The organism is Terriglobia bacterium (assembly GCA_020072845.1).
Lineage (GTDB): Bacteria > Acidobacteriota > Terriglobia > Terriglobales > Acidobacteriaceae > JAIQGF01.
In genome coordinates this window covers 134,357-155,177 of record JAIQGF010000007.1, presented here as the reverse complement: position 1 = coordinate 155,177, position 20,821 = coordinate 134,357, and the positions used below count along the sequence as shown (strand labels likewise).

General features: G+C 60.5%; 21 protein-coding genes. 15 read left to right on the top strand and 6 right to left on the bottom strand.

Features of this window, described 5'->3' with window-relative positions:
• Positions 1-11: 11 nt before the first annotated feature.
• The 3 genes from LAN70_07140 to LAN70_07130 are packed head-to-tail and all read right to left on the bottom strand — an operon-like array spanning position 12 to position 3,899.
• The gene (locus LAN70_07140) at positions 12-992 is read right to left on the bottom strand and encodes an electron transfer flavoprotein subunit alpha/FixB family protein (GenBank protein ID MBZ5510930.1); all 981 of its coding nucleotides are present in this window, start codon (positions 990-992) and stop codon (positions 12-14) included.
• Positions 989-1,780 carry an electron transfer flavoprotein subunit beta/FixA family protein gene (locus tag LAN70_07135; protein MBZ5510929.1) on the bottom strand — a complete coding sequence of 264 codons (792 nt, stop codon included), beginning with the start codon at positions 1,778-1,780 and terminating at the stop codon, positions 989-991. The genes LAN70_07140 and LAN70_07135 overlap by 4 nt, the downstream gene beginning before the upstream one ends.
• Positions 1,781-1,820: 40 nt before the next feature.
• Positions 1,821-3,899 (bottom strand): (Fe-S)-binding protein, encoded by a 2,079-nt coding sequence (locus LAN70_07130; protein ID MBZ5510928.1) that lies wholly within the window; start codon positions 3,897-3,899, stop codon positions 1,821-1,823.
• A gap of 375 nt (positions 3,900-4,274) precedes the next feature.
• On the opposite strand from LAN70_07130, the gene LAN70_07125 reads away from it, so the two are divergent.
• Entirely contained in the window at positions 4,275-4,697 is a 423-nt protein-coding gene (locus LAN70_07125; protein ID MBZ5510927.1) for a hypothetical protein, read from the top strand.
• Between the two features lie 50 nt (positions 4,698-4,747).
• Entirely contained in the window at positions 4,748-5,134 is a 387-nt protein-coding gene (locus tag LAN70_07120) for a hypothetical protein (GenBank protein ID MBZ5510926.1), read from the top strand.
• A gap of 82 nt (positions 5,135-5,216) precedes the next feature.
• Here the strand turns inward: LAN70_07120 and LAN70_07115 are convergent, their stop codons facing one another.
• On the bottom strand, positions 5,217-5,822 hold the full coding sequence (locus tag LAN70_07115) for a hypothetical protein (GenBank protein MBZ5510925.1): 606 nt from the start codon (positions 5,820-5,822) through the stop codon (positions 5,217-5,219).
• Between the two features lie 235 nt (positions 5,823-6,057).
• Here LAN70_07115 and LAN70_07110 point away from each other — a divergent pair, with 235 nt between their 5' ends.
• The gene (locus LAN70_07110; protein ID MBZ5510924.1) at positions 6,058-6,615 is read left to right on the top strand and encodes a cytochrome P460 family protein; all 558 of its coding nucleotides are present in this window, start codon (positions 6,058-6,060) and stop codon (positions 6,613-6,615) included.
• Positions 6,616-6,672: 57 nt separating this feature from the next.
• The gene (locus LAN70_07105) at positions 6,673-7,143 is read left to right on the top strand and encodes a fumarylacetoacetate hydrolase family protein (protein ID MBZ5510923.1); all 471 of its coding nucleotides are present in this window, start codon (positions 6,673-6,675) and stop codon (positions 7,141-7,143) included.
• 69 nt (positions 7,144-7,212) lie between these two features.
• Here LAN70_07105 and LAN70_07100 read toward each other — a convergent pair whose 3' ends face one another.
• Positions 7,213-8,343 (bottom strand): acetamidase/formamidase family protein, encoded by a 1,131-nt coding sequence (locus tag LAN70_07100; protein MBZ5510922.1) that lies wholly within the window; start codon positions 8,341-8,343, stop codon positions 7,213-7,215.
• Between the two features lie 538 nt (positions 8,344-8,881).
• Here LAN70_07100 and LAN70_07095 point away from each other — a divergent pair.
• From LAN70_07095 to LAN70_07070, 6 genes are all read left to right on the top strand, one after another.
• Positions 8,882-9,598, top strand: a complete 717-nt coding sequence (locus LAN70_07095; GenBank protein MBZ5510921.1) for a FadR family transcriptional regulator — start codon at positions 8,882-8,884, stop codon at positions 9,596-9,598.
• Between the two features lie 16 nt (positions 9,599-9,614).
• A complete protein-coding gene (locus LAN70_07090; protein MBZ5510920.1) occupies positions 9,615-10,787 on the top strand; it encodes a (4Fe-4S)-binding protein in 1,173 nt (390 codons plus the stop codon).
• A 21-nt stretch (positions 10,788-10,808) separates the two neighbouring features.
• Entirely contained in the window at positions 10,809-12,041 is a 1,233-nt protein-coding gene (locus tag LAN70_07085; protein MBZ5510919.1) for a pyruvate ferredoxin oxidoreductase, read from the top strand.
• Between the two features lie 52 nt (positions 12,042-12,093).
• Complete coding sequence (locus LAN70_07080; GenBank protein ID MBZ5510918.1) at positions 12,094-13,119, top strand: pyruvate synthase; 1,026 nt, start codon at positions 12,094-12,096, stop codon at positions 13,117-13,119.
• A gap of 53 nt (positions 13,120-13,172) precedes the next feature.
• Positions 13,173-13,892, top strand: coding sequence for an MFS transporter (locus LAN70_07075; protein MBZ5510917.1), 720 nt, complete (start codon positions 13,173-13,175; stop codon positions 13,890-13,892).
• 75 nt (positions 13,893-13,967) lie between these two features.
• The gene (locus LAN70_07070) at positions 13,968-14,327 is read left to right on the top strand and encodes an STAS domain-containing protein (GenBank protein MBZ5510916.1); all 360 of its coding nucleotides are present in this window, start codon (positions 13,968-13,970) and stop codon (positions 14,325-14,327) included.
• Between the two features lie 555 nt (positions 14,328-14,882).
• On the opposite strand, the gene LAN70_07065 is transcribed toward LAN70_07070, so the two are convergent.
• Positions 14,883-15,146, bottom strand: a complete 264-nt coding sequence (locus LAN70_07065) for a hypothetical protein (protein MBZ5510915.1) — start codon at positions 15,144-15,146, stop codon at positions 14,883-14,885.
• Positions 15,147-15,159: 13 nt separating this feature from the next.
• Between LAN70_07065 and LAN70_07060 the strand changes: the two genes are divergently transcribed.
• The 5 genes from LAN70_07060 (at position 15,160) to LAN70_07040 (ending at position 20,808) form a co-directional block, all read left to right on the top strand.
• Positions 15,160-16,773: a hypothetical protein gene (locus tag LAN70_07060; protein ID MBZ5510914.1), complete on the top strand. Its 1,614-nt coding sequence runs from the start codon at positions 15,160-15,162 to the stop codon at positions 16,771-16,773.
• A 147-nt stretch (positions 16,774-16,920) separates the two neighbouring features.
• Positions 16,921-18,135: an ABC transporter substrate-binding protein gene (locus LAN70_07055; protein MBZ5510913.1), complete on the top strand. Its 1,215-nt coding sequence runs from the start codon at positions 16,921-16,923 to the stop codon at positions 18,133-18,135.
• 27 nt (positions 18,136-18,162) lie between these two features.
• Positions 18,163-19,041, top strand: coding sequence for a branched-chain amino acid ABC transporter permease (locus LAN70_07050; protein MBZ5510912.1), 879 nt, complete (start codon positions 18,163-18,165; stop codon positions 19,039-19,041).
• Positions 19,038-20,048, top strand: a complete 1,011-nt coding sequence (locus LAN70_07045) for a branched-chain amino acid ABC transporter permease (GenBank protein ID MBZ5510911.1) — start codon at positions 19,038-19,040, stop codon at positions 20,046-20,048. The genes LAN70_07050 and LAN70_07045 overlap by 4 nt, the downstream gene beginning before the upstream one ends.
• A gap of 25 nt (positions 20,049-20,073) precedes the next feature.
• Positions 20,074-20,808: an ABC transporter ATP-binding protein gene (locus LAN70_07040; GenBank protein MBZ5510910.1), complete on the top strand. Its 735-nt coding sequence runs from the start codon at positions 20,074-20,076 to the stop codon at positions 20,806-20,808.
• Positions 20,809-20,821 lie beyond the last annotated feature (13 nt).

The following is a 20,821-nucleotide window of genomic DNA, read 5'->3' as shown; positions in this document are numbered from 1 at the left end:
GCCAGTGCCTCTCAGTGCTTCACGCAATGCATTTCGTTGATCTTGTTGGTCAACTGCGGCAGGAACTCCAGCATGTCGGTGACGATTCCAACGTCGGCCACCTGGAAGATGGGAGCTCTGGGGTTCTTGTTGATGGCAATGATGAATGCATTCCCCTTGATCCCGGCCAGGTGCTGGAAGGCCCCGCTGATACCGCACGCCAAGTACACCTTCGGTTTCACTGTCTTTCCCGATGTCCCGACCTGGCGCGACTTTGGCATCCACTTGGCATCCACCACCGGACGCGAGCAGCTCACCACTGCGCCCATCGCGTCGGCCAGTTCCTGTGCGATCGCCACATTGTCCTGCTCCTGGATTCCTCTCCCGACGGAGACCAGGATGGGTTGCTTGCTGATGTCCACATCGCCCGCCTCCGCCGCCAGCCGTCCGAGATAGCGCCGCTTCGCGGCCAGCGCGCCGATTGCGGATGACTTCTCGACCACCGGGGCCGCGGTGGCGGCGCTCTCCAGCGGCTTGAACGCGCCCGGCCGCACACTGATCACCGCTCCCGCGGAAATGTCGCAGCGCACATGTGCGCTAACCTGCCCGCTGAATTCCTGGCGGACCAGGTTGAGATGAGTCCCGTCCACTGCCTCAATCTGCAACACGTCGGGGACAAACGCTGCGTTCAACTTCACGGAAAGTCCCGGTGACAAATCGAGCCCGAAGTGATCGTGCGGGACCAGCAGGATGCTGCCGCGCGGCAAGACCTTCACCAGCGCCTGCCGCACCAGCTCGGCGTTCGGGTAGGCAAGGGCCTCGTGCGCCATCTTCCATATCTCGCCATAAGAACCCGGGAGGGCTTGGCAGACGGCATCCAGGTCCGCGCCCCAACCGGTGACAATCGCCGTGGGCAGCGTCGAGGGATCGATCTTTCTTGCGGCCGCCGCCAGCTCAGCCGCGGAATCGTCGGCCGCTCCGGCCTTGTGCTCGATGTACGCGAAAATCCTCATCGCAACCCTCCCTTGGCTTTCATCAGCTCAATCACTTTGTCGGCCATCTCTTCGCCGCTGCCTTCGAGCATCTCGGCGCCTTTGCCGAGCACCGGCATGAAGTAGTCCGTGCGTTTGACTTTCGCCGCCGCCGCTCCTGCCGCTGTTGGCGCAAGGCCCAGGCCCGCCGCGCCCAGCGTCGGAATGGGAATGGACGCAACCTGGCGGATGCCGCGCATGCCGACGTAGCGCGGCTCGTTAATGCCGGTCTGAATCGAGAGCACGCATGGCAGATCGATCTCGTTGATCTCCTTGTCCCCGCCCTCCACCTCGCGTGTCACCTTCAGCTTCGTGCCATCGAGCTCTTCGATCGAATTCACCAGGGACGCAAACGGATAGTCCAGCATCGCCGCCAGCATGCCGCCCACCTGAGCGCACCCGTCCGCCGCCTGCACACCGGTGAGGATCAGGTCGTAATGACCGTTCTGCACGAAGGCTTTCAGGATTGTGGCGATGCCCGCGCCGTCGGACCCGGTGAACGCATCGTCGGAGAGGAGCACGCCGCGCTTGACTCCCATCGCCATCTCTCGGCGCAGCACTTCCTCATCGTCCTCGCCGCCCACGGTAACCACGGTGACGTCTCCTCCGACCCGGCCCACGATCTGCAGCGCCTCTTCCACGGCGTAGTTGTCCCACTCGTTGACCGAGTACACCAGGTCGTCGCGCTCAATGTCGTTGCCTGCGCTGTTGATCTCGATTTCGTTCTCCGAAGTGTCCGGCACGCGTTTTGCGCACACTAGAATTTCCACGTCAAAACCTCCACGCCTTGTTTTGGTCCCTGATCCTTCTTCACAATGCCGGCGCGCCTTCGCGCGCCAGGTGCTTGTCGGCCAGCTCCGCCAGGTCAATGGCGGTCATCTTTCCTTCCAGGCCCGCAACCTTGATCGCATCTTCCATATTGGCCATGCAGAACGGGCACGCAGTCACGATCACGTTTGCCCCCGCCTCGGCCGCCATCTTCACCCGCAACACGCCCATCCTTTGTTCTTCCTTCGGCTCGTAAAACAGCATCAGCCCGCCGCCGCCGCAGCAGAACGAACGGTCGCGCGAACGGCGCATTTCGACTCGCTGGAGACCCGGGATCGCGTCCAGCACGGCTCGCGGCTCGTCGTAAATCTGGTTGTGCCGGCCCAGGTAGCAGGCGTCGTGATAGGTGTAAACGTTTCCGTTTTCTGCGGGTGTGAAGTTGATGTTGCCGGACTTTACTTCGCGGGCGATCACCTGGCTGATGTGTTCCACCGGCGGCACATCCCGGTAATCGTGCTTCAACGCGTTGTAGGCGTGCGGGTCGGAGGTAACGATCCGTTGCACGCCCGATGCTTTGATCGCCTCCACGTTGTGGTCCCGCAAGGCCATGAACAGCGTCTCTTCGCCAAACCGCCGCACCTCATGGCCGCTGTCCTTTTCCGCTGCGCCCAGGATCCCGAAGTTCGTCCCTGTGTGGCTGAGAATCCTCGCCGTGGCGCGCGCGATCGCCTGCATGCGGTCGTCATACGAGCTCATGCTGTCCACGAAGTACAAAGTGTCCGCGCCGTTGGCCCCGTCCAGGATCTTGACCGCGCAGGCCGGCTGCAACTCTTTCGCTTTCGTCCAGTCTGCTTTCTTCTTTTCCAGCTTTCCGTACGGGTTGCCACGGCTCTCGAGAGCTTTCAGCGGCTTCTGCAGAGTCTGCGGGACCTTGCCGTCGTCAATCATGCCGCGGCGCAAATCGACGATCTTGTCGACGTACTCCACCAACAGCGGGCATTCCTGCTCGCAAGCGCCGCAGGTCGTGCAGGACCAGATTTCGTCTTCGGAGTAAATCCCGCCGATCAGGGGCGTGCCGTTGCCGGACCGTCCGAGTACCGGGTAGTGTCGGAAGCTGTAATCTCTCGCCTTGATGGTCAGGAATCTTGGCGACAAGGGCCTGCCCACCGCGTTCGCCGGACATTGGTCCGCGCACCGGCCGCAATCGGCACAGGAATAGAAATCCAGCATGTGCTTCCAGGTGAAATCGGTGAATGTCTTCACCCCGAAGGATTTCACTTGGTTCAGTTGCTCATCGCTCACACCCCACCGCACCGGCTTGAGGATCTCCCGGTCTAACTTCGCGAAATAGATCGTGAACAGCGACGTTTCCACGTGGAACTGGATCCCAAAAGGCCGGTAGCACAGCAAAAAGAAGAAGGTCACTTCGTGCAGAAAGTAAGCGCCGAGGTGAAGGTGCTGCAGAGTGGACAGCGAACTGGCGAGAAAAACACTCTTCAACAGCCACGGCAGGGAAAAGGCCGCCAGGAATTCAATGGGTTGACCTTGTCGCGTCTGCGCGGCTGCCTTGGCCGCGTCAAAGATGCTGTCGGCCAGCATCAAGGTCGCAATCAGCGTCAGGAGGAAGATCGCGTCGGCGGCATGACCCTTGCCGTACTTTGCCGGCACCGCGTACCGCGCCGGTTTAAATGCCGCCCGGCGGATGATGAGAACGGCCATGCAGACGAACACCAGAGTGGTGGCATAGTCCCGGATAACGTCGTAGACGTGACCGGCGCTCCCCGAGAAGCCCGGCATGACGAAGCCGTCGTCCACTCCGAGAACCAGGAGAGTGAATGCCCGCGCCGCCAGGATGATGAAGCCGGCAAAAACAAGGATGTGGAGGATTCCCGCCGTCGGGAAGCGAGGGTGCTTCCACTGCCCCAACCAAAACTGAAGGACCCTGCCCAGGCGCAACCACGGGCGATCAAAACGAAAATCGCGTTCGCCCCGTACCAGTGGCGCCAGCCGCCTGGCCACGATGCAGGAAAAGCACGCCAGGCCCAGCAGGTGAAGCGCGAGGTACAGTATCTTCCCCTGGATCAACCAGTAGGTCGCGTGCGCGGGTGATTGCATGTCCATGGGGCGGCGGTTTCACGCTCGAAAGGCAGCAACTGTCGGTGCTAATGATGACCTCGCTCGGTAACTGCCACTCGCAGCCGGTATCGATCTTCTGGCGTGGGCATTATGGTTTTCACCCCTTCTGTCTGCTGTGAGGCCCATCACACAACGCGGTACTTGCAGCCAATTTTCCCGAATCAGGAGCGTTTCAATTCAAGTTTGGAACCATGCAAAAACGGGATGCCGGTTTCCCACTTTGCGCCATCACCCGCCCCTCGTCACCCGATTTGGTGCTACGTGTCACTGAAGATTTTTCCGCGAGGTGAAAACATCAGTCGCGATTTGCCTTGCCGTCGATCGATGCCTAGACCTTCAACCGCAGAAAAGAGGACGACGATGACCCATACATCTGGAAGTCCTTTTGACAGCATCGAGAGCGCGCACGATTTCATCAGCTTGTTCTCCGATTCCGTCGCCGACGCCAAGCGAGAAATTGAATCCGACCTTCAGCGCGAGTTGACCTCGAACGCTCCGCGCCGCTTGGATGCCTTGCGACTGGCCGCGTATAACCTGGAGAGGTTGGAGCTGCATTTGAACAAGAGCCGGCGGATCCTCAACGATCTCCGTTCTCTTCGCCGGCTTCTGTTCGAGGAACGGGCTGTCGCCCGGCCGCCGGCCAGGCTGAAACCAGTGCAAGAAGCGGCGCCTGAAGCCCAGGTGCACACACTCGGTTTGCCTCTTCCGCCGTCGCCGACTCGGTCTCCGGCTACCCAGCCACGGGCGAGGCGGCCGGCGCCGACACTCATGGCCGCGGACTGAACGGCAGACCTGGGGCCGCGGCAGAGCTTCGTATGTGAATGGGGGCAGCAATGACCTTGCGCCAGTGGTCGAGTTCCAATCTTCACTACGGCCGGAAGCTTCTGGACTCAGGGCTGGAGGGAGCGCGTTCCGGTGAGCAAGCATTCCTTGGCGGAGCGCGCCTCAGCCCCTTCTTGAATCGATCAGCGCGGATTGCTTTGGCGCCCGCGGCACTCGGCGCGTTCCTCGGTTTCTTCGGAAGTCATCCTGGCAGCCGGCACAGGTCCGCCGCGCGCGCCTTCACCTCCGGCGTTCTTGGTTGCGTGGTTGGGTTCGGCGCGGGCGTCGCCTGGGAAAGCCGTCGTCTGGGCGCCAGCATCGCTTCCGGTGCTATGAGAAACATCGGCAGAGTTCGCGACGAGCACTGGCTCGATCGGCATCCCATCGACTACGCCTAGCGAGCCCAAATCACAACGCCGTCGGCATCAGCACTGCCGCCCGTAAGAGCGTAGGGGGGGCCGGGCGTGCGGTCGCCAGCTTCTACCGGCCTGCTGCCATTGCCTCCGACATCGGCCGCTTCAGCACCGCCGCCGCGACCAGTCCTGCGACGAGAAAGCCCACGATTTCGATGGTCATGTACGCGACCGTGTAGCTGCCCGGGAAACCGTACCAGTTCCAGTAGGGAATGTTGGTCGGGATTGCGGCCGCCAGCCCGACGACGAACACGAATCCGACGCGCGCGGCATAGCTTGCCAGGCGCGTCCGCGACAGCAGCCATGCCGCCAGCAGCGCCTCGACCACCTCGGTGACGAACTCGGTCACCAGTTGGCGCGGCTCCATCGCCTTGCCGCCCGGCGGATGATAAATGAGCAGCCCCTGCGGATTGCTCGCCAGCTTTTTTTCATACTGCGGCATGGCAGCGTTCACGTCTTTCATGCTCGGACTCGGCCCCAGCCCCATGCCGGGAAACATGTACATGCCCGAGCGTCCCCCCATGGAGGTCTGCATGGCGGATAAGACCGCCTGTTCGTTGGGAATTTCGCCGATGCCGGTCATGCCGAGCGGCAGAACCATGTGCGCAATGGACGACCAGGCAAACATTGCAATGCCCCCCAGGATTCCCGCCAGCAGAATGCGCTGTGCCATAAAACCTCCGATTGTGGCGCGCATTCTAGCTGCTTTTTGCCGCCTGCGCATGGCCCAACCGTGGCAGGGACGAAACGTGCGATGCGACATTTTGTCCCGGAACCAATTGTCACCGGCTCACGTATTTACAGATCAAACGTCTGTTTGTGAGTGGGGGTGAGGCGTGCTCAGGAAACTCGCATATCTGCTGTCTGGATTTCTTGTCGTGCTCGCGTTGCATTACGCCGCTGATTCCATGCAGGCACAAATGGCGGTGAAGACCCCGCTCAGTCCGCGATACACCGCGGACGGAAAAATGGAGTTTCCCGCCGGTTACCGCGAGTGGATCTTCCTGAGTTCGGGCATTGACATGAGCTATAACCCGCGCGCGATGGCGATGAACCACTCCATGTTCGACAACGTCTTTGTCAATCCCGAGGCTTACAAGGCGTTCCTCGAAACCGGCACGTGGCCCGATAAAACCATCCTGGTGCTGGAAGTCCGCGGCGCCGAATCCAAGGGCTCCATCAACCATGCCGGAAAATTCCAAAACGCCGAATTCATGGGGGTGGAAGTTCATATAAAGGATGAGGCGAAATTTCCCGGAAAGTGGGCCTTCTTTGGCTTTGACGACGAAAAGCCGGGGAAGATGATCCCCACTTCCGCCGACTGCTACTCCTGCCACCAGCAACACGCCGCCGTTGACACGACCTTCGTGCAGTTCTATCCAACGCTGCTGCAGGTTGCGAAGAAGAAGAACACGCTCAGCCCTGCGTATGTGAAGGAAACGGCGAGCGTAGAGCCAGCCCGCTGACCACGCACCGCCAAAGTGGCGGAGAAGTTCGACTACGAGATCGAATTGGTGATCGTCATGGGTAAGACGGCGCACAACGTGAGCGAGGCGGATGCGCTCTCCTATGTCGCCGGTTACGCCACGGGCAACGATTTCACGGCGCGCGACCTGCAATACGAGCGTGGCGGACAGTGGCTGATCGGCAAGACGCCCGACGGCTTCGCGCCCGTGGGACCGTACATGGTGACGGCCGACCAGATTGATCCGCAGAATCTGAAGCTGGGGTGCCGGGTCAACGGCGAGACGCGGCAGTCGTGGAACACCAACGACATGATCTTCCCGTGCAAGCAGTTGATCGCCTACATCTCGAAGCACATGACGCTGAAGCCTGGCGACATTATTTATACCGGCACTCCCCACGGCGTGATCAACGGCATGCCCAAGGACAAGCAGGTATGGCTGAAGCCGGGAGACAAGATTGCGTGCAGCCTGGAAAAGTTGGGTGAGTTGAAATTCGAGCTGGCGCAAACAAGACTAACCGCGGATTGACGCGGATTGACGCGGATCGGAAATTGATCAGCGAAAATCCGTGTGAATCCGCGGTTGCGTTTCCCCCGTTTATTTCTTTACGAAAATCGACTTCGGAACCATGCAGTGGACGCCCTTGCGGATGTCCACCATCTGGGTGATGTCGCAGTCCACGGCGATCGACGTGAGTGCGTACGCCTCGTAGCGGTCCATGGGCACCATCTTCTGCGTGGAGAGCCAGTCGATGGTGTTGCGCACCGCGATCTTGGTGGCTTCGGTGAGGTCTTCGTCGAAGCCGAGGAAGATCCAGTGCGTCGGCGTCTCCGCCCACGGCCAATCGGTCTTCATGCCCTTGTGCACGATGGGCTGGATCTCGATCTCCTTGTAGGCGCACTCAATCGCTTCCAGGTTCATCTCGCCGTTGCCTTGGCGGCAGTGCGAGTCCCCGGTCCAGATCAGTGCGCCCTTCACGAACACCGGCAGATACAAGGTCGAGCCTGCCTGCAGTTCGTTCAGGTCCATGTTCGATCCGTTCTTCCACGGACGCAGCGTGCTGGTGCGTCCCTTGGCATCCTTGATCGGCGGACCGGCCTTTTCCTTGGGCTCGGCCGGATCAGGCGCCACGGCAATGATCCCGGGAAACGGCTTGAGGTCGACCATGATGCCCGGCTTGAATTCGGTTTGCATCTTCTTCAGGTCGAACTGGTAGTAGCGAACGAAGCCTTCGGGAAATTCCTTGGGCAGCAAACCCGTGGGGAACTCTTTGCCGGGAAGATTGAAGTTCTGCCCGTATTCCTTGGGAACGATTTTGAGGAACCGGATCTCGAGCGTATCGCCGGGTTCGGCGCCCTCGACGTAAATCGGTCCGGTGATGGAGTGTGGGCCCCCGCCGGGATTGGCTTTGCGCAAACGCCCCAGTTCGTCCATCTGCGGGCCGGCGATGGTGTGATCGGTCGGCGCCGGCTTGATGGCGTCGAGCGCGTGGTACCAGGTCTCGATCGAGACGGTATCGCCGGAATTGATCGTGAGCCGCGGCTTCTCATTGACGTCGAACCAGCCCCACTGCACGTTCTCCTTGGTCGCGGGCAAGGTGTAGTGCTTTCCCGCTGGCATGGAGCTCTTCTTCGTCGTTTTCGTTTTCGAAGTCTGCTGCGCGCCGGAACAGAGGCTGGCAGCGACCATCAGAGCAAGCGCGGATGTACTGGCAGCGCCCCACTTCATGTGTCGCCTCCTGAATGGGAAATCAAGGAAAATGTTGTGCCGAGTCGCCCCGTGAAATTTGGTTGCGAACTGTATTCCGCTTTGATCTCAGGGGCAACATCGCGGACGCAAAAATATCTCGTGGTGCGAGGCACGGGACCACAAGAAAAATCTATTACCTGCATTCGTTTCGTTCGCCCGCGGAGCCAGCGTTCACGACGCGTTGTGGAGCAGGCCACCCATTCGGTTCGCGCGCGCCAAGAGCGAAATCGGAAAGACTGATTCCGAAAATAGGTTTCTTGCATTGCACGAGCAAAAGCGCATGGGGCGGATGCAACCAGAGCCGCGAGGACATTGGTGTTTAATGAGGCACACCGTGGGAAGCGGCCAGTAGTGCGGGAATCGGCAGGCTGTGGAAAACTCGCAAACGCCATACCGGACATATCTTGCTCATAAGAAAGGAAATAAAAAGTTTTCCAAGCTGTTGACATGCGTGTCCACAAGCGGCGTAGAATTGGTCCGGTCATCGGACCAATTCCCGGAACGGGAATTCCGCCCTATGGAAGTCATGAGCCCGGCCGTCAAACCCGAGTTCGAAGCAGTCCGGCGCAACCGGATCTATGAAGAGATCGCCCGGCAAATCGAAAAGATGATCACGGAGAAGATGAAGACGGGTGACCGGCTTCCGCCGGAGCGGCAATTGGCCGACATGTTCGGCGTGAGCCGCAGTTCGATCCGTGACGCGATCCGCACACTGGAAATGTCGGGCCTGGTGGAAGCGCGGCAGGGGTTGGGCACCGTGGTGCGCGAACACGCCGCCGATGCCGTGGTCAATCCACTCACGCAAGTGCTCGTGCAAAAACGCAAGCTGGTGGGTGAACTGCTCGAGGTGCGCAAGATGATCGAGCCACCGTTGGCGGCACGGGCGGCGGTGCACGCCACCTCGGACGAAGTCGCGGAGATGGACAACATCCTGCGGCGCCAGGAAGAGAAGATGCGGGGCGGCGAACTTGCGATTGAAGAGGACAACGATTTTCACTACGCGATTGCGCTGGCAGCCGACAACAGCGTGGTGCTGAAGGTGCTGGACGTACTGATGGACTTATTGCGCGAAACGCGCGAGCGGTCATTGCAGGTGGAAGGAAGGCCGGAGCGTTCCATGGCCGGCCACCGGGACATCCTGGACGCGATCAAGCGCCAGGATCCGATCGGCGCGGAAACTGCCATGTGCCGGCACATCGAGTCAGTGGAGAAGATCGTACTCACGAAGTTTTGACAGAGCGGAGGACGTGATGGGCAGGTTGTTCGCGGTCGAGATCGTTTATCGAGGCATATTCCAGAAGAAACTGGCCAACAACATCAGCCGTGCCATCGTGCTGGCGGCGCACCTGGACGGGAAGCCGGGGATCAGCTTCGGCCGCTACGGCGACAGCCCGGAGCGCAACGGCATTCCGGCCAAGAACTTCGCCATCGTTGCCACCGACGAGCAGACGCTCCAGGAAGGCATGGCGAAATACGAACCCAAGGAAGTGGACGTCACCATCTGCGTGGATGACACGCTGTGCAAGGGTGTCGAGTCCTGGGCATGGTATGGACTCCAGCCGATCAACAAGCTGACCAAGCCCGGCGGGACGCTGATCATCACCTCCATGGAGCCGCCGGAGACTCTGATCGGCATGGCCCACAGCAAGGACACGCCGTACAACCTGGCGATCGTGAAGGGCACCAGGAGTTTTTCCGGACTGTGGGTGTTCAAAGACGACCACAGCGATGTGCGCATCATGGGCGCGATCGCCAAGGTGCTGCCGGAAATCTTCAGCCTGGACGCGATCAAGCAGACGATTCAAAGCGAGTGGAAAGACCCGCTGAAGGTGACGTCGGCGGAGAAGTCGTACAACCGGGTCACCAAGGTAGCGGTGAAACCGGGGCAGGGCAATCCGGAGACGCCCTACAAGTTCGACCTGCCGAAGTGGCATGAAATGGGCGAGGGTGTCGCGATCCCGTGCATTACGGCGGGCAAGCAGATGGAGGACCCGACCACGCACGTGATGGGCGGCATCCGTCCGGACCGAAACCCGACGTTCAAGAAGTTCTCCACGCGCACCATGCGGCCGGTGGTGAATTTCGAGACCTGCATCAAGTGCACGCTGTGCTGGCTACAGTGCCCGGACACCTGCTTCGACGTGACGCCGGAAGGCCTGTACGACGCCAACATGGAAGCTTGCTGCGGTTGCGGCGTTTGCGAAGCGGTTTGCCCGGTGGACAAGTGCGTGACCATGGTGGCCGAAACCGAGTTCAAGGACAACGGCAGCCAGTGGGAAATGTGGCGCAAGGATTCGACCGGCTACTTGAAGTGGCTGAACGAAAAGATCGAACACCGGCCGGAGCGGTCGCATGGCTTCCGCTATCTCGGCCAGTACCAGGAACAGGTCGGCGAGATGCTGCAAATCGCCCAAGAAAGCTAAGACGCGAGGAGAAGAGAAGTCATGGCGACAATAGCCCCTGCGATAGACGAAAAGAAGAGTGTAGAAAAGACAGCGCTCATCACCGGAGCCGAAGCGATTGCGGTCGCTTGTCAGCTCGCCGACGTGGATGTGATCACGGCGTATCCCATCCGCCCCTACGACACGGTGATGCAGTACATCTCGAAGCTGGTGTCGAACGGCGAGATGGACTGCGAATACATCGTGGCCGAAGGCGAACACTCGCAGTTTGAAATCGTGAAGCACGCCTCCGCGGTGGGGGCGCGTGTCTTCTGCGGCTCCAGCGGTGTGGGCTGGATGTACGCGATGGAAGCGCTGACGGTGACGCCGGCACTGCGTCTTCCCATGGTGTGCATGGTCGGCAACCGGGCGCTCGACGACCCGGGCGCCTTCGGCACGGAACACAACGACGCGCTGACGGTCCGCGACCTGGGCTGGATGCTGAACTGGGTGGACAGCGGCCAGGAGGCCCTGGACACCACCCTGATCGCGTATCGCGTGGCCGAGGACCGGCGCATCTTCCTGCCCTGCGCCATCAGTTGCGACGGCGCCTTCCTGACGCACTCGCAATCGCTGGTCAAGGTCCCCTCACAGCAGAAGGTCAACGAATTCCTGCCCAGGTATAACCGCGCCGATCTCCTGCTGCATCCCGACAACCCGATTACGGTCGCCCCGCAAGCGAACGAAGACTGGGTGATGGAGATCCGGCGCCAGGGCTACGCCGCGATGGAGAGAACATTCGGCGTCATCAAGGAAGCGTACGCCGACTTCGAGCGCATCTTCGGACGGTCGTATGGCAACCCGTTCTTCGACGAATACGAGACCGACGATGCCGACGTGGTGCTGATGGGCATGGGCACGCTGTCCACGCCGGTGAAGGTCGCGATCCGCCAGATGCGCAAGGCCGGGAAGAAGGTCGGGTTCGTGCGTATGCGCTGGTTCCGTCCGTTCGATGCCGACGGCGTGGCCAAGTGCCTGTCCCGGTTCAAGGCGGTGGGCGTGATCGACCGCGATTACTCGTTCGGTTCGCCGCATCTCGGCGGGGTGCTGGCCGGCGAGGTGCGCAACGCGCTGTATCCGGGAGCAGGCAAGAAGCCGCCCGTGCTGGACTTCATCTGCGGCCTGGGCGGGCGCGAGGTGACCATCCCGGACGTGGAGAGAATCACGGATTCCGTCTACAAGGCCGCGGAAGGCAAGGCGCAGCCGTTGACGCAATGGATTGGGTTGCGCGAGTAGCCCACGGGCGAAGGCGCGTTCCCTACAAGATCAGACGAAAGGGTGAGGAGTTATGGCGACAATCATACAGATTGATCCAACGCAACATTTGGATCCGTTCAAGTCAGTCAAGAAAATCCCGACGCACGAGTTTTTCACCTCGGGGCACCGCACCTGCCAGGGGTGCGAGTCGGCGCTGGTCATGAAGATGATGGTGAAGGCAGCGGGCCCGCGCACCATCGTGCTGGGCAGCACGGGCTGCATGTACGTGGCGAACACCACCTACTACAGCACGTCGTGGGTGGTGCCGTGGATGCACACCCAACTGGGAAGCAGCGGCTCGGCGGCGCTGGGAGCGGCGGCCGGACTGAAGGCCCAGATGCGCAAGGGCAAGATGAAGAAGGAGCCGATCAACGTCATTGCGTTCTGCGGCGACGGCGGCGGCGCCGACATGGGCCTGGGCGCGATCTCGGCGACCATGACCCATCCCGACTACAACCTCCTCATCCTGCTGTACGACAATGAGTCGTATGCCAACACCGACATCCAGCTATCCGGCAGCACGCCCTGGGGCGCGAACACCACCTTCAGCACGCCCGGAACGGTGAAGCGCATCATGCACCACCGCTGGAAAAAGAACATGGCGGGCCTGATGGCGGTGGGACATCCGACCTGCCGGTACGTCGCTACCATTTGCATGTCCTATGGCTTACATGGTATGAACAGCATTCGCAAAGCGCTGACGATCGGCGGGCCGACCTTTATTCACTCGCTGGATCCGTGTCCCAAGGGATGGGATTACGATCCGATCCAGTCGCACGAGCTGGGTGAACTGGCCGTCCAGACCGGCATTTGGCCGCTTTACGAAGTTGAGGATGGCAAGCTGCGGCTCACGGGGAGAACGCAGCAGATCGCCGACAAGAAGATACCGCGCAAGCCGGTTCGCGATTACCTGCTGCGGCAGGGTCGGTTCGCGCACTTCACCAACGACGATCTGGATTATTTCCAGAGCAAGATCGATGAAATGTGGACCAAATGGCTGATCCCGGGCGTGATTCCGTTCGAAAAAGATTTGGCAGCCGATAACCCGCCGGCGTAAGCCGGCGGGTGTAACCCGGGACAGTTGGCACCTCCGATTGGAAGCAAAAGGAAGTGCTGATCAAGGCCAAAGTCCGCAGCTCGGCGGTGGACATGACGCCCTGGCAGATGGTGAGCACCGGATCGTTCTGGGTGGTCTACCTGATGATGACCATGGTCGCCTTCGGCGGGCTGGTCGTGACCGCGCAGCTGAACCCGATGGCGGCGTCTTATAAGGTGGACAAGGTCGTCGTGTTCGGCGGCATGACGGCGCTGGTGCTGGCCATCGAGGTCGACCGACTCCTCAATGGCGTGACCCGCCCCTTCTGGGGCTGGGTGTCGGACCACATTGGCCGTGAGAACACCATGTTCATCGCCTTCATGGCGGAGGCGGCAGCGGTGTTCGCGCTCCTGCAACTGATCCACAAGCCCTTGTGGTTCATCGTGCTGTCCGGGTTGTGCTTTTTCGCCTGGGGCGAGATCTTCTCGCTCTTCCCGGCGATAACCGGGGACCTGTTCGGAAAGACGTGGGCAACGACAAACTATGGCATTGTTTATACCGCCAAAGGGACGGCGTCGTTGTTCGCCGGTTTCGGCGCAGCGTGGTTGTTTGAAAAGACTGGAGCTTGGAGCCGGGTCTTCTGGGTGATGATCGCCTGTGACGTGATCGCAGCGTTTCTGGCACTCCTGTGGCTGAAGCCGGTGGCGGCTAGGACAATTGCGAAGGCTGACGCCATGGCAACCTCGACTACGCCGCAAGTTGTCTCAGGCAAACGTTCGGTTGGAGTAGCATAGGCGGCTGGCGCGGAGGTGGGCCGCGCCAACCTCCACTGATTCCCCGCCCGACTAAGTTCAACAGGAGGAGGCAATATGGCGGCAAATCCGGTAGTTCCCTCTGCCCAGATCAATCTGGAAACGCAGAAAACTCCGACGGAAAACATCATTCGCTGCAGCGGCAAGATCACATCGGCAACAACCGATCAACTGCAAGCTGCCGTTCGCGGGCTGATCCCGGAAAAGAAACGCATCGTGCTCGATCTGACGAGCACCAACTATGTGGACAGCTCCGGCCTGGGTTCTCTGGTGGGCTTGTACGTCTCCTGCAAGCATGGCGGGGCGCCGCTCAACCTCGTCAACCTGACCCCGCGGTTAAAAGACCTGTTCACCATGACGAACCTGGCGCCGATCTTTGAGGGCCACGACGACATGTTGGGGCATACGCCCGACTAGCGAGGGTGCGCGGTGGCGGTGACCTGCGGTGCCCCGAGGCGGCGATGTGAAGGGGAGACAGCAAACCGGTGGGGGAGTGTGTAACTACTTATGTACCCCAGTTATTGTTAAAAGTTCGTTAATCACTTGCATTTACGCGGTTTGTTTCCTATATTGCTGCGGAAATTCAAGCGGGACGATCCAGCATCACCTGCGGAGTTGACTGAGAGGCGGGCTTTTTCATTTGCGATTTGTGATGTATCGAATTCCATCGGCGGACAGCCCCGATCCCATTTTTCATACATTGCTGTGATTTTCAAAATCGGAGTCAGTATCGGGGGCCAGGGAACTGGCGTAAGTAGTTGATTCTTCTACCAGGTTTGTTTGGCTTGGAACGTGCACAGTTGGGAGCTAAGTATAGGGCTGTTCGGTCGGGCTTAATCCGTTGTTTCCGCAGGTTGGCGTGGATTCCTTGTATCTTTGTATCTTTCTGGCAAACCGACGGAGAGAAGCAAAGGCTAAGTCTGGCGTGAAAATCGGCATCACCACATTTTTTCCAACAACCGAGGCGGTGACTCAGCACTTGTTCAGCAGTCGCAGGCGACAGCGGTGAGCCAAGAGCTCGAAGCCGCCATCGGTGAGTCTGGGCCCAGCAGCACCGACGTAGAGGGGGAGAGAGACGATGAGATCTTGGCTGGCAAGTATTCTTCTGTTAATGGTTTCTGCCCCATTGTTGGCGCAAACGGCGGCAAAGCCAAAGACAACGACAACCACCACAACCACCACCACGACCACCGCGACCACCGCAAAACCTAAAGCTAAGAAGAAGCCGGCTGCCACGGCGAAGAAGCCGATGGCAAAGCCGACGAAAGAGACGGAGATGCAGACGCTGCGCGACGCGGTGAGCGCGCAGCAACAGCAGATCCAGATGCTGCGCGACGAACTTGCTCGCCGCGATGCGGCCGTACAGCAAGTTCAGCAGCAGGTGAACTCGCTGCAATCGGCGGCGCAACAGGCGCAGAGCACCGCGCAGGCGGCGCAAAGCAGCAGCAAGCAAAACGAGGACGCGCTGGCAGCCCTGAGGACGAATGTCACCACGGTCGAAAAAACGACCACGACGGCGGTCCAAGGGATGGAGAAGCGCGTCAAGGGTCTTGAGGAGCCGGTCTCGCTCCGCTACAAAGGCGTCAAACTTACACCGGGCGGCTTCGTCGCGTTGTATGGGCTCTGGCGCAACCAAAACACCGGTTCCGACGCCACTAGCAATCTCGGCACCTTCCCGTTCACAAACACCGGGTCCAATGCGCATCTTTCCGAGTTTCGCATAACCCCGCGCCATACCAACCTGAGCCTCAGGGCGGATGGCGAAACCAAAGGGCTGAAAACAATTGCCTACTTCGAGATCGACTTCGAGGGCGCGGGCGTAGGCGCCAATGAAGTCATCAGCAGCAGCTTCAATCCGCGTGTCCGAGAGGCCTGGGTCAATGTCGAAAAGAAAGATGGCCTTGCCTTCCTCGCAGGCCAGACTTGGAGCCTGTTGACGCCGAATATAAAGGGCATCGCTCCGGCCAATGAGAAACGTCCCGCCACCGTCGACGCTTCCTACCTCGTTGGTTATCACTATGCCCGCCTCGGCTCGTTCCGCGTTACCAAGAACTTCAACAACAAGGCATGGGCCGCATTTGCGGTTGAGAATCCGGAACAGAAGTACGTTACGGTGGGGGCACCCGCCAACGCCGTTACGGCCGGCGTCCAGGGATCCGGCTTCTCCGCCGCAGTGACGACCGACGCCGCTCCTGACTTCGTGGGCAAGATCGCCTTCGAGCCCAGCTTCGCCCACATTGAACTCGGCGGCATCGTACGCTTCTTCCGCGACCGCGTGGTCACGGATGCTGCTGCCAGGTCAGGCGGTTCGAACAACGTGGCCGCGACTGGCGCCGGCACTTTCAACGCCACATTCCACGTGGTTCCCAAGAAGGTGGATGTCCTTATCAACACCTTGGCGGGCAAAGGGGTCGGGCGCTATGGTCCTGCCGGAGGCCCGGACGTGATCGTCAAAGCCAACGGAGGTCTGCAAGGGGTTCTGGGGGGGATCGGCATGTTCGGAATCGAAGGTCACCCCACCCCGCTCACCGATGTCTACCTGTATACCGGAGCTGAGTACTACGACCGAACAGAGTTCGGAGCTGGCGGAAGTGGCGGCTACGGCTATCGCACGCAAAGCCAGGTCGGGTGCTACACCGAGGGTGGCACGAACTGCAACGCCGACAACCGTGCTATTTTTGAGGTAACGCCCGTGATATGGCACAGCTTTTACAAGGGCCCTGCCGGCACTTTGCGCGTGGGGCTTGAATATGAGTGGATTAAACGTAGCGGATGGCGTAGCACCCCCGTGCTCAGCCCACACGGTACTCCCGAGGGCACCGAGCACGTCGCGTTCGCTGCCATTCGGTGGTTCTTCCCGTAAACCGAAACCCAACGTTGATCAACCGCAGGCGCCGGTTGCATGACCGGCGCCTGTCGCCGTTCATGGGCTCGGAAGCGTACAATCTCCACTCACGATCAAGGGGGCCTGCAACCCCAGTTCGGATCAATCTCTTGTGGAGGAGTGGTCATGCGCCCCAGAACCTCTGCTGTCCTCGTCATCATCGTATTGTTGAGTGTCGCTGTCCTGGTCGGCTGCCAGAACAAAGGTGGCGGCAACACCGTCAAGATCGGCGTGATCAGCTCATTGACCGGTAGCCAGGCTGCGTTCGGCCAGGCTCACAAAAACGGCTACGCCATCGCGCTGGAAGAGTTGAACGCCAAGGGCGGAATCAACGGCAAGAAAGTCGAGCTGGATTTTTACGACGACCAGAGCAAGCCCGACCAGGCGGTGCAGGGCGTCAACAAGCTGGTCGACCAGGACCACGTGCCCATCATCCTGGGATCGTATTCCTCCGAGAGCACGCGCGCCATCGTTCCGGTTGTGACCGCGAAGCAGGTTCCGCTCATCATTCCGACGGCGGTCGCGGACAACATCATGCAGACCGGGTCGCAGTGGATCTTCCGGCTGTGCGCGGGCTCGGGCGATTATGCCAAGTCGACGCTGGATTTTCTGAAGAACAACGGCAACCCGAAAAACCTGGCCATCGTGTATGAGAACACGAATTTCGGCCAGGCGAATTTCAAATCTATGAGCGAAGCAGCAACCGCTGACGGAATGAACCTTGTGGACACCGAGGCCTACCAGACCAGCTCGCCCGACTATAAGTCGCTGCTGCAGCGGGTGAAGTCGAAGAACCCGGAGGTCGTGTATTTCGCCTCCTACCTGCTGGACGCGACCACGCTGATGCGGCAATCCGAGCAGGGGACCTTCAACCCGAAGTACTACACCTCCGCCGGCACCGGTTTTGCGGTGGCGGATTTCCCGACGGAGAAGGGCGCCGGCAAGTACGCCAACTACACTTTCTCGGTGGCGCAGTGGCTGCCGTCGGCGAAATGGGCGGGCTCGAAAGAGTTCGATGAGAAATTTTTTCAGTTGACGAAAACGCATCCGTCGTTCCATGCGCTCGAGGCGTACATCGCGCTGATGGTCGCGGCGGAAGCCATGAAAAAGAACATGACATCGCCGGCGGCCATCCGCGATGAGGTCCGCAAGACCGATATGCCCACCACGCCGTTCGGCTCCATCAAGTTCGACGCCACAGGTCAGAACGCGCACCCGACCTTGGTGACGCAAGTCCAGGACCAGAAATACAAGGTGGTCTGGCCCCTGGATGCGGCCGAAGCCAAGCCGATTTATCCCACACCGACATGGAGCCAGCGTAAGAAGTCGGGCGAGCTGTAAACAGCGAGTTGCGGGCGGGGTAACGCGGTGGACTGGTTCTATCCTTTTTTGCAGGCGGTCCTGAACGGCTTGCTGACGGGATCGCTGTACGCGCTGATCGCGATGGGCATGGCGCTGATATTCGGCGTCATGCGCATCGTGAACTTCGCCCACGGCGCCTTCCTCATGCTCGGCATGTACGCCACCTGGGTGATCTTCGAGTACGGCCACGTCAATCCATATTTTGGCTTCCTTGCCGCCGGGATGCTGCTGTTCGCCATCGGCGCGGCGGTCTATGCGGGCTTGGTGCGGCACGTTCCGGTGCAGGCCGAGTTCATGATCATCCTGCTCACGCTGGGCGTGTCGCTGATTTGCGTCGACAGCATTCTGCTGATCTTCGGCGCTGATTATCACCAGCTCAACTTTCCGCTCCTCGGCAAGAACTTCCGGCTGGGATCGCAGATTTCGCTCAATGCGCCGTGGGTGATTTCGTTCGGGATCGCGATGCTGGCGGCAGCCGGGCTGTACATGTTCGTGATGCGCACCATGTTCGGTCGCGCGGCGCGCGCCATCGCGCAGAATCCCTATTCAGCGCCGCTGATGGGCATCAACGTCCACCGCGTGCAGGCGGTCACGTTTGGGCTGGGAGCGGCGGCGGCGGGAATTGCCGGCGGACTGTTGTTGCCGGTTTTCTATCTGTATCCGGACGTCGGCCACCTGTTCAACCTGAAGTCGTTCCTGATGGTGGTGATGGGCGGCATGGGATCGATCGAGGGCGCAGCGGCCGCGGGCCTGGTGCTGGGCGTGGTCGAGAGTCTCACCAGCCTGTACTGGGGCAATGAGTGGGCGCTGGTGGTGGACTTCGTCATCTTTATTCTTGTGCTGTCGTTCAAGCCCAGCGGCATTTTCGGGAGCCAGCGCGTATGAAGCGCCCGCAGGTGATGATCGGCGCGGCGATATTCGCGGTGGCGCTCGTCATCCCGTTGTTCCTGCACAACGACTACTTCCTCCAGGTCATCTTCCGGCTGTTTCTGTTCGCCACGCTCGGTCTGGCGTGGAATTTGGTCGGCGGATATACCGGGCAGTTGTCACTGGGCCACGCCGCGTTCTTCGGCATTGGCGCATACGGACTGGCGCTGCTGAGCCAGAAGGTGTCGCCATGGCTGGCGATTGGTGGGGGCGTGGTTCTCGCTCTGGTCGCCGCCGTGATTATCGGTAGCGTCTCCTTCCGCTTGCGCGGACCCTACTTCTGCCTGGCGACCATCGCTTTCGCTGAGGTGGTGCGGCTGATCGCCAAGAACCTGCCCGATGTTACCGGTGGTGACGTCGGCGCGGCGGTGCCGTCGCTGTTTCCGCGCAACACGATGGTGTCGTTTTATTACGCCTGCGTGGTGCTGGCCATCGCCGCGTTCGCGCTCAACTACTGGGTGGAGCGGTCGCGCTTCGGCTATTACCTGATGGCCATCCGCGAGGACGAGGACACGGCGCTGTCCGTAGGCGTGAATACCGCAAGGGTGAAACTGTGGGCACTGCTGCTCAGCGCGGCCGTGTCGGCACTGGCCGGCGCGCTCTACGCCAGCCTCTTCCTGTTCATCGTGCCCGACCAGATGTTTGGAATTGAAGTGTCGGTCGAAATCGCGATTTTGCCGATGCTGGGCGGCGCCGGGACGCTACTGGGGCCGGTGGTGGGATCGCTGGTGCTGGAGACGGCGTCGGAAGTGTTCAAGAACATCTTCAAAGAAGCGCACCTGCTGATCTACGGCATCCTGGTGGTGCTGGTGGTGCTGTTCCTGCCGGAAGGCATTGTGGGGACGTTGAGCCGGAAGCTGCGCTGGTTCAGGCCTGGGCCAGTCACGCCGTTTTCGAGTACGCCGCCGCCCGGACCGGCGGAGGAGAGCAAACGCGTGCCGCTACCGCAACCGCAGTCGGAGTGAGTTGTAAGTTCCGAGATTCTTGCCTATGGCGTTGCTGGAAATCAAGAACGTGAGCAAGCGGTTTGGCGGACTGAAGGCCGTCTCGGAGGTCTCGATGGCGGTGGAGGCCGGCGAAATCGCGTTCATCGTCGGGCCCAACGGCGCCGGCAAGACGACGCTCTTTAACCTGATCACCGGCGTGCACCAGGCCGATGCGGGGCAGATCATCTTTGACGGGCGCGACATCACGCATTCATCGCCCGACAAGGCCGCGAAGCTGGGTCTCGGCCGCACCTTCCAGCTCGTCAAACCGTTGCGCAACCTGACGGTGCTGGAGAACGCCATGTTGGGAGCGTTCCTGCATACGCCGTCGCCGCATGTGGCCGCGCAGGAGGCAGCCAAGGTGCTGCAATTTCTCGGCATGGGGAAGGTCATGCACCTGCCGGCGCGCGGCATGGGAGTGGCGATGATGAAACGGCTGGAGATTGCGCGCGCACTGGCGACCAAACCGAAGTTGATCCTGCTGGACGAAGTCGTGGCCGGCTTGCCGACGGTGGAAGCGCTGAAACTGGCGGACCTGCTGAAGCGCCTGCCGGAGTGGGGCATCGCGGCCATTGGCGGCGTCGAGCACGTGATGCAAGTGGTGATGAAGATCGCCGATCGCGTGGTGGTGCTCGACCACGGCGTCAAGATCGCGGAAGGCAAGCCGCAGGACGTGGTTCGCTGGCCGGAAGTGATCGCGGCCTACCTGGGAGTGAAGTACAAGGAATTGCTGAAATGAGCGCCAACGGAAA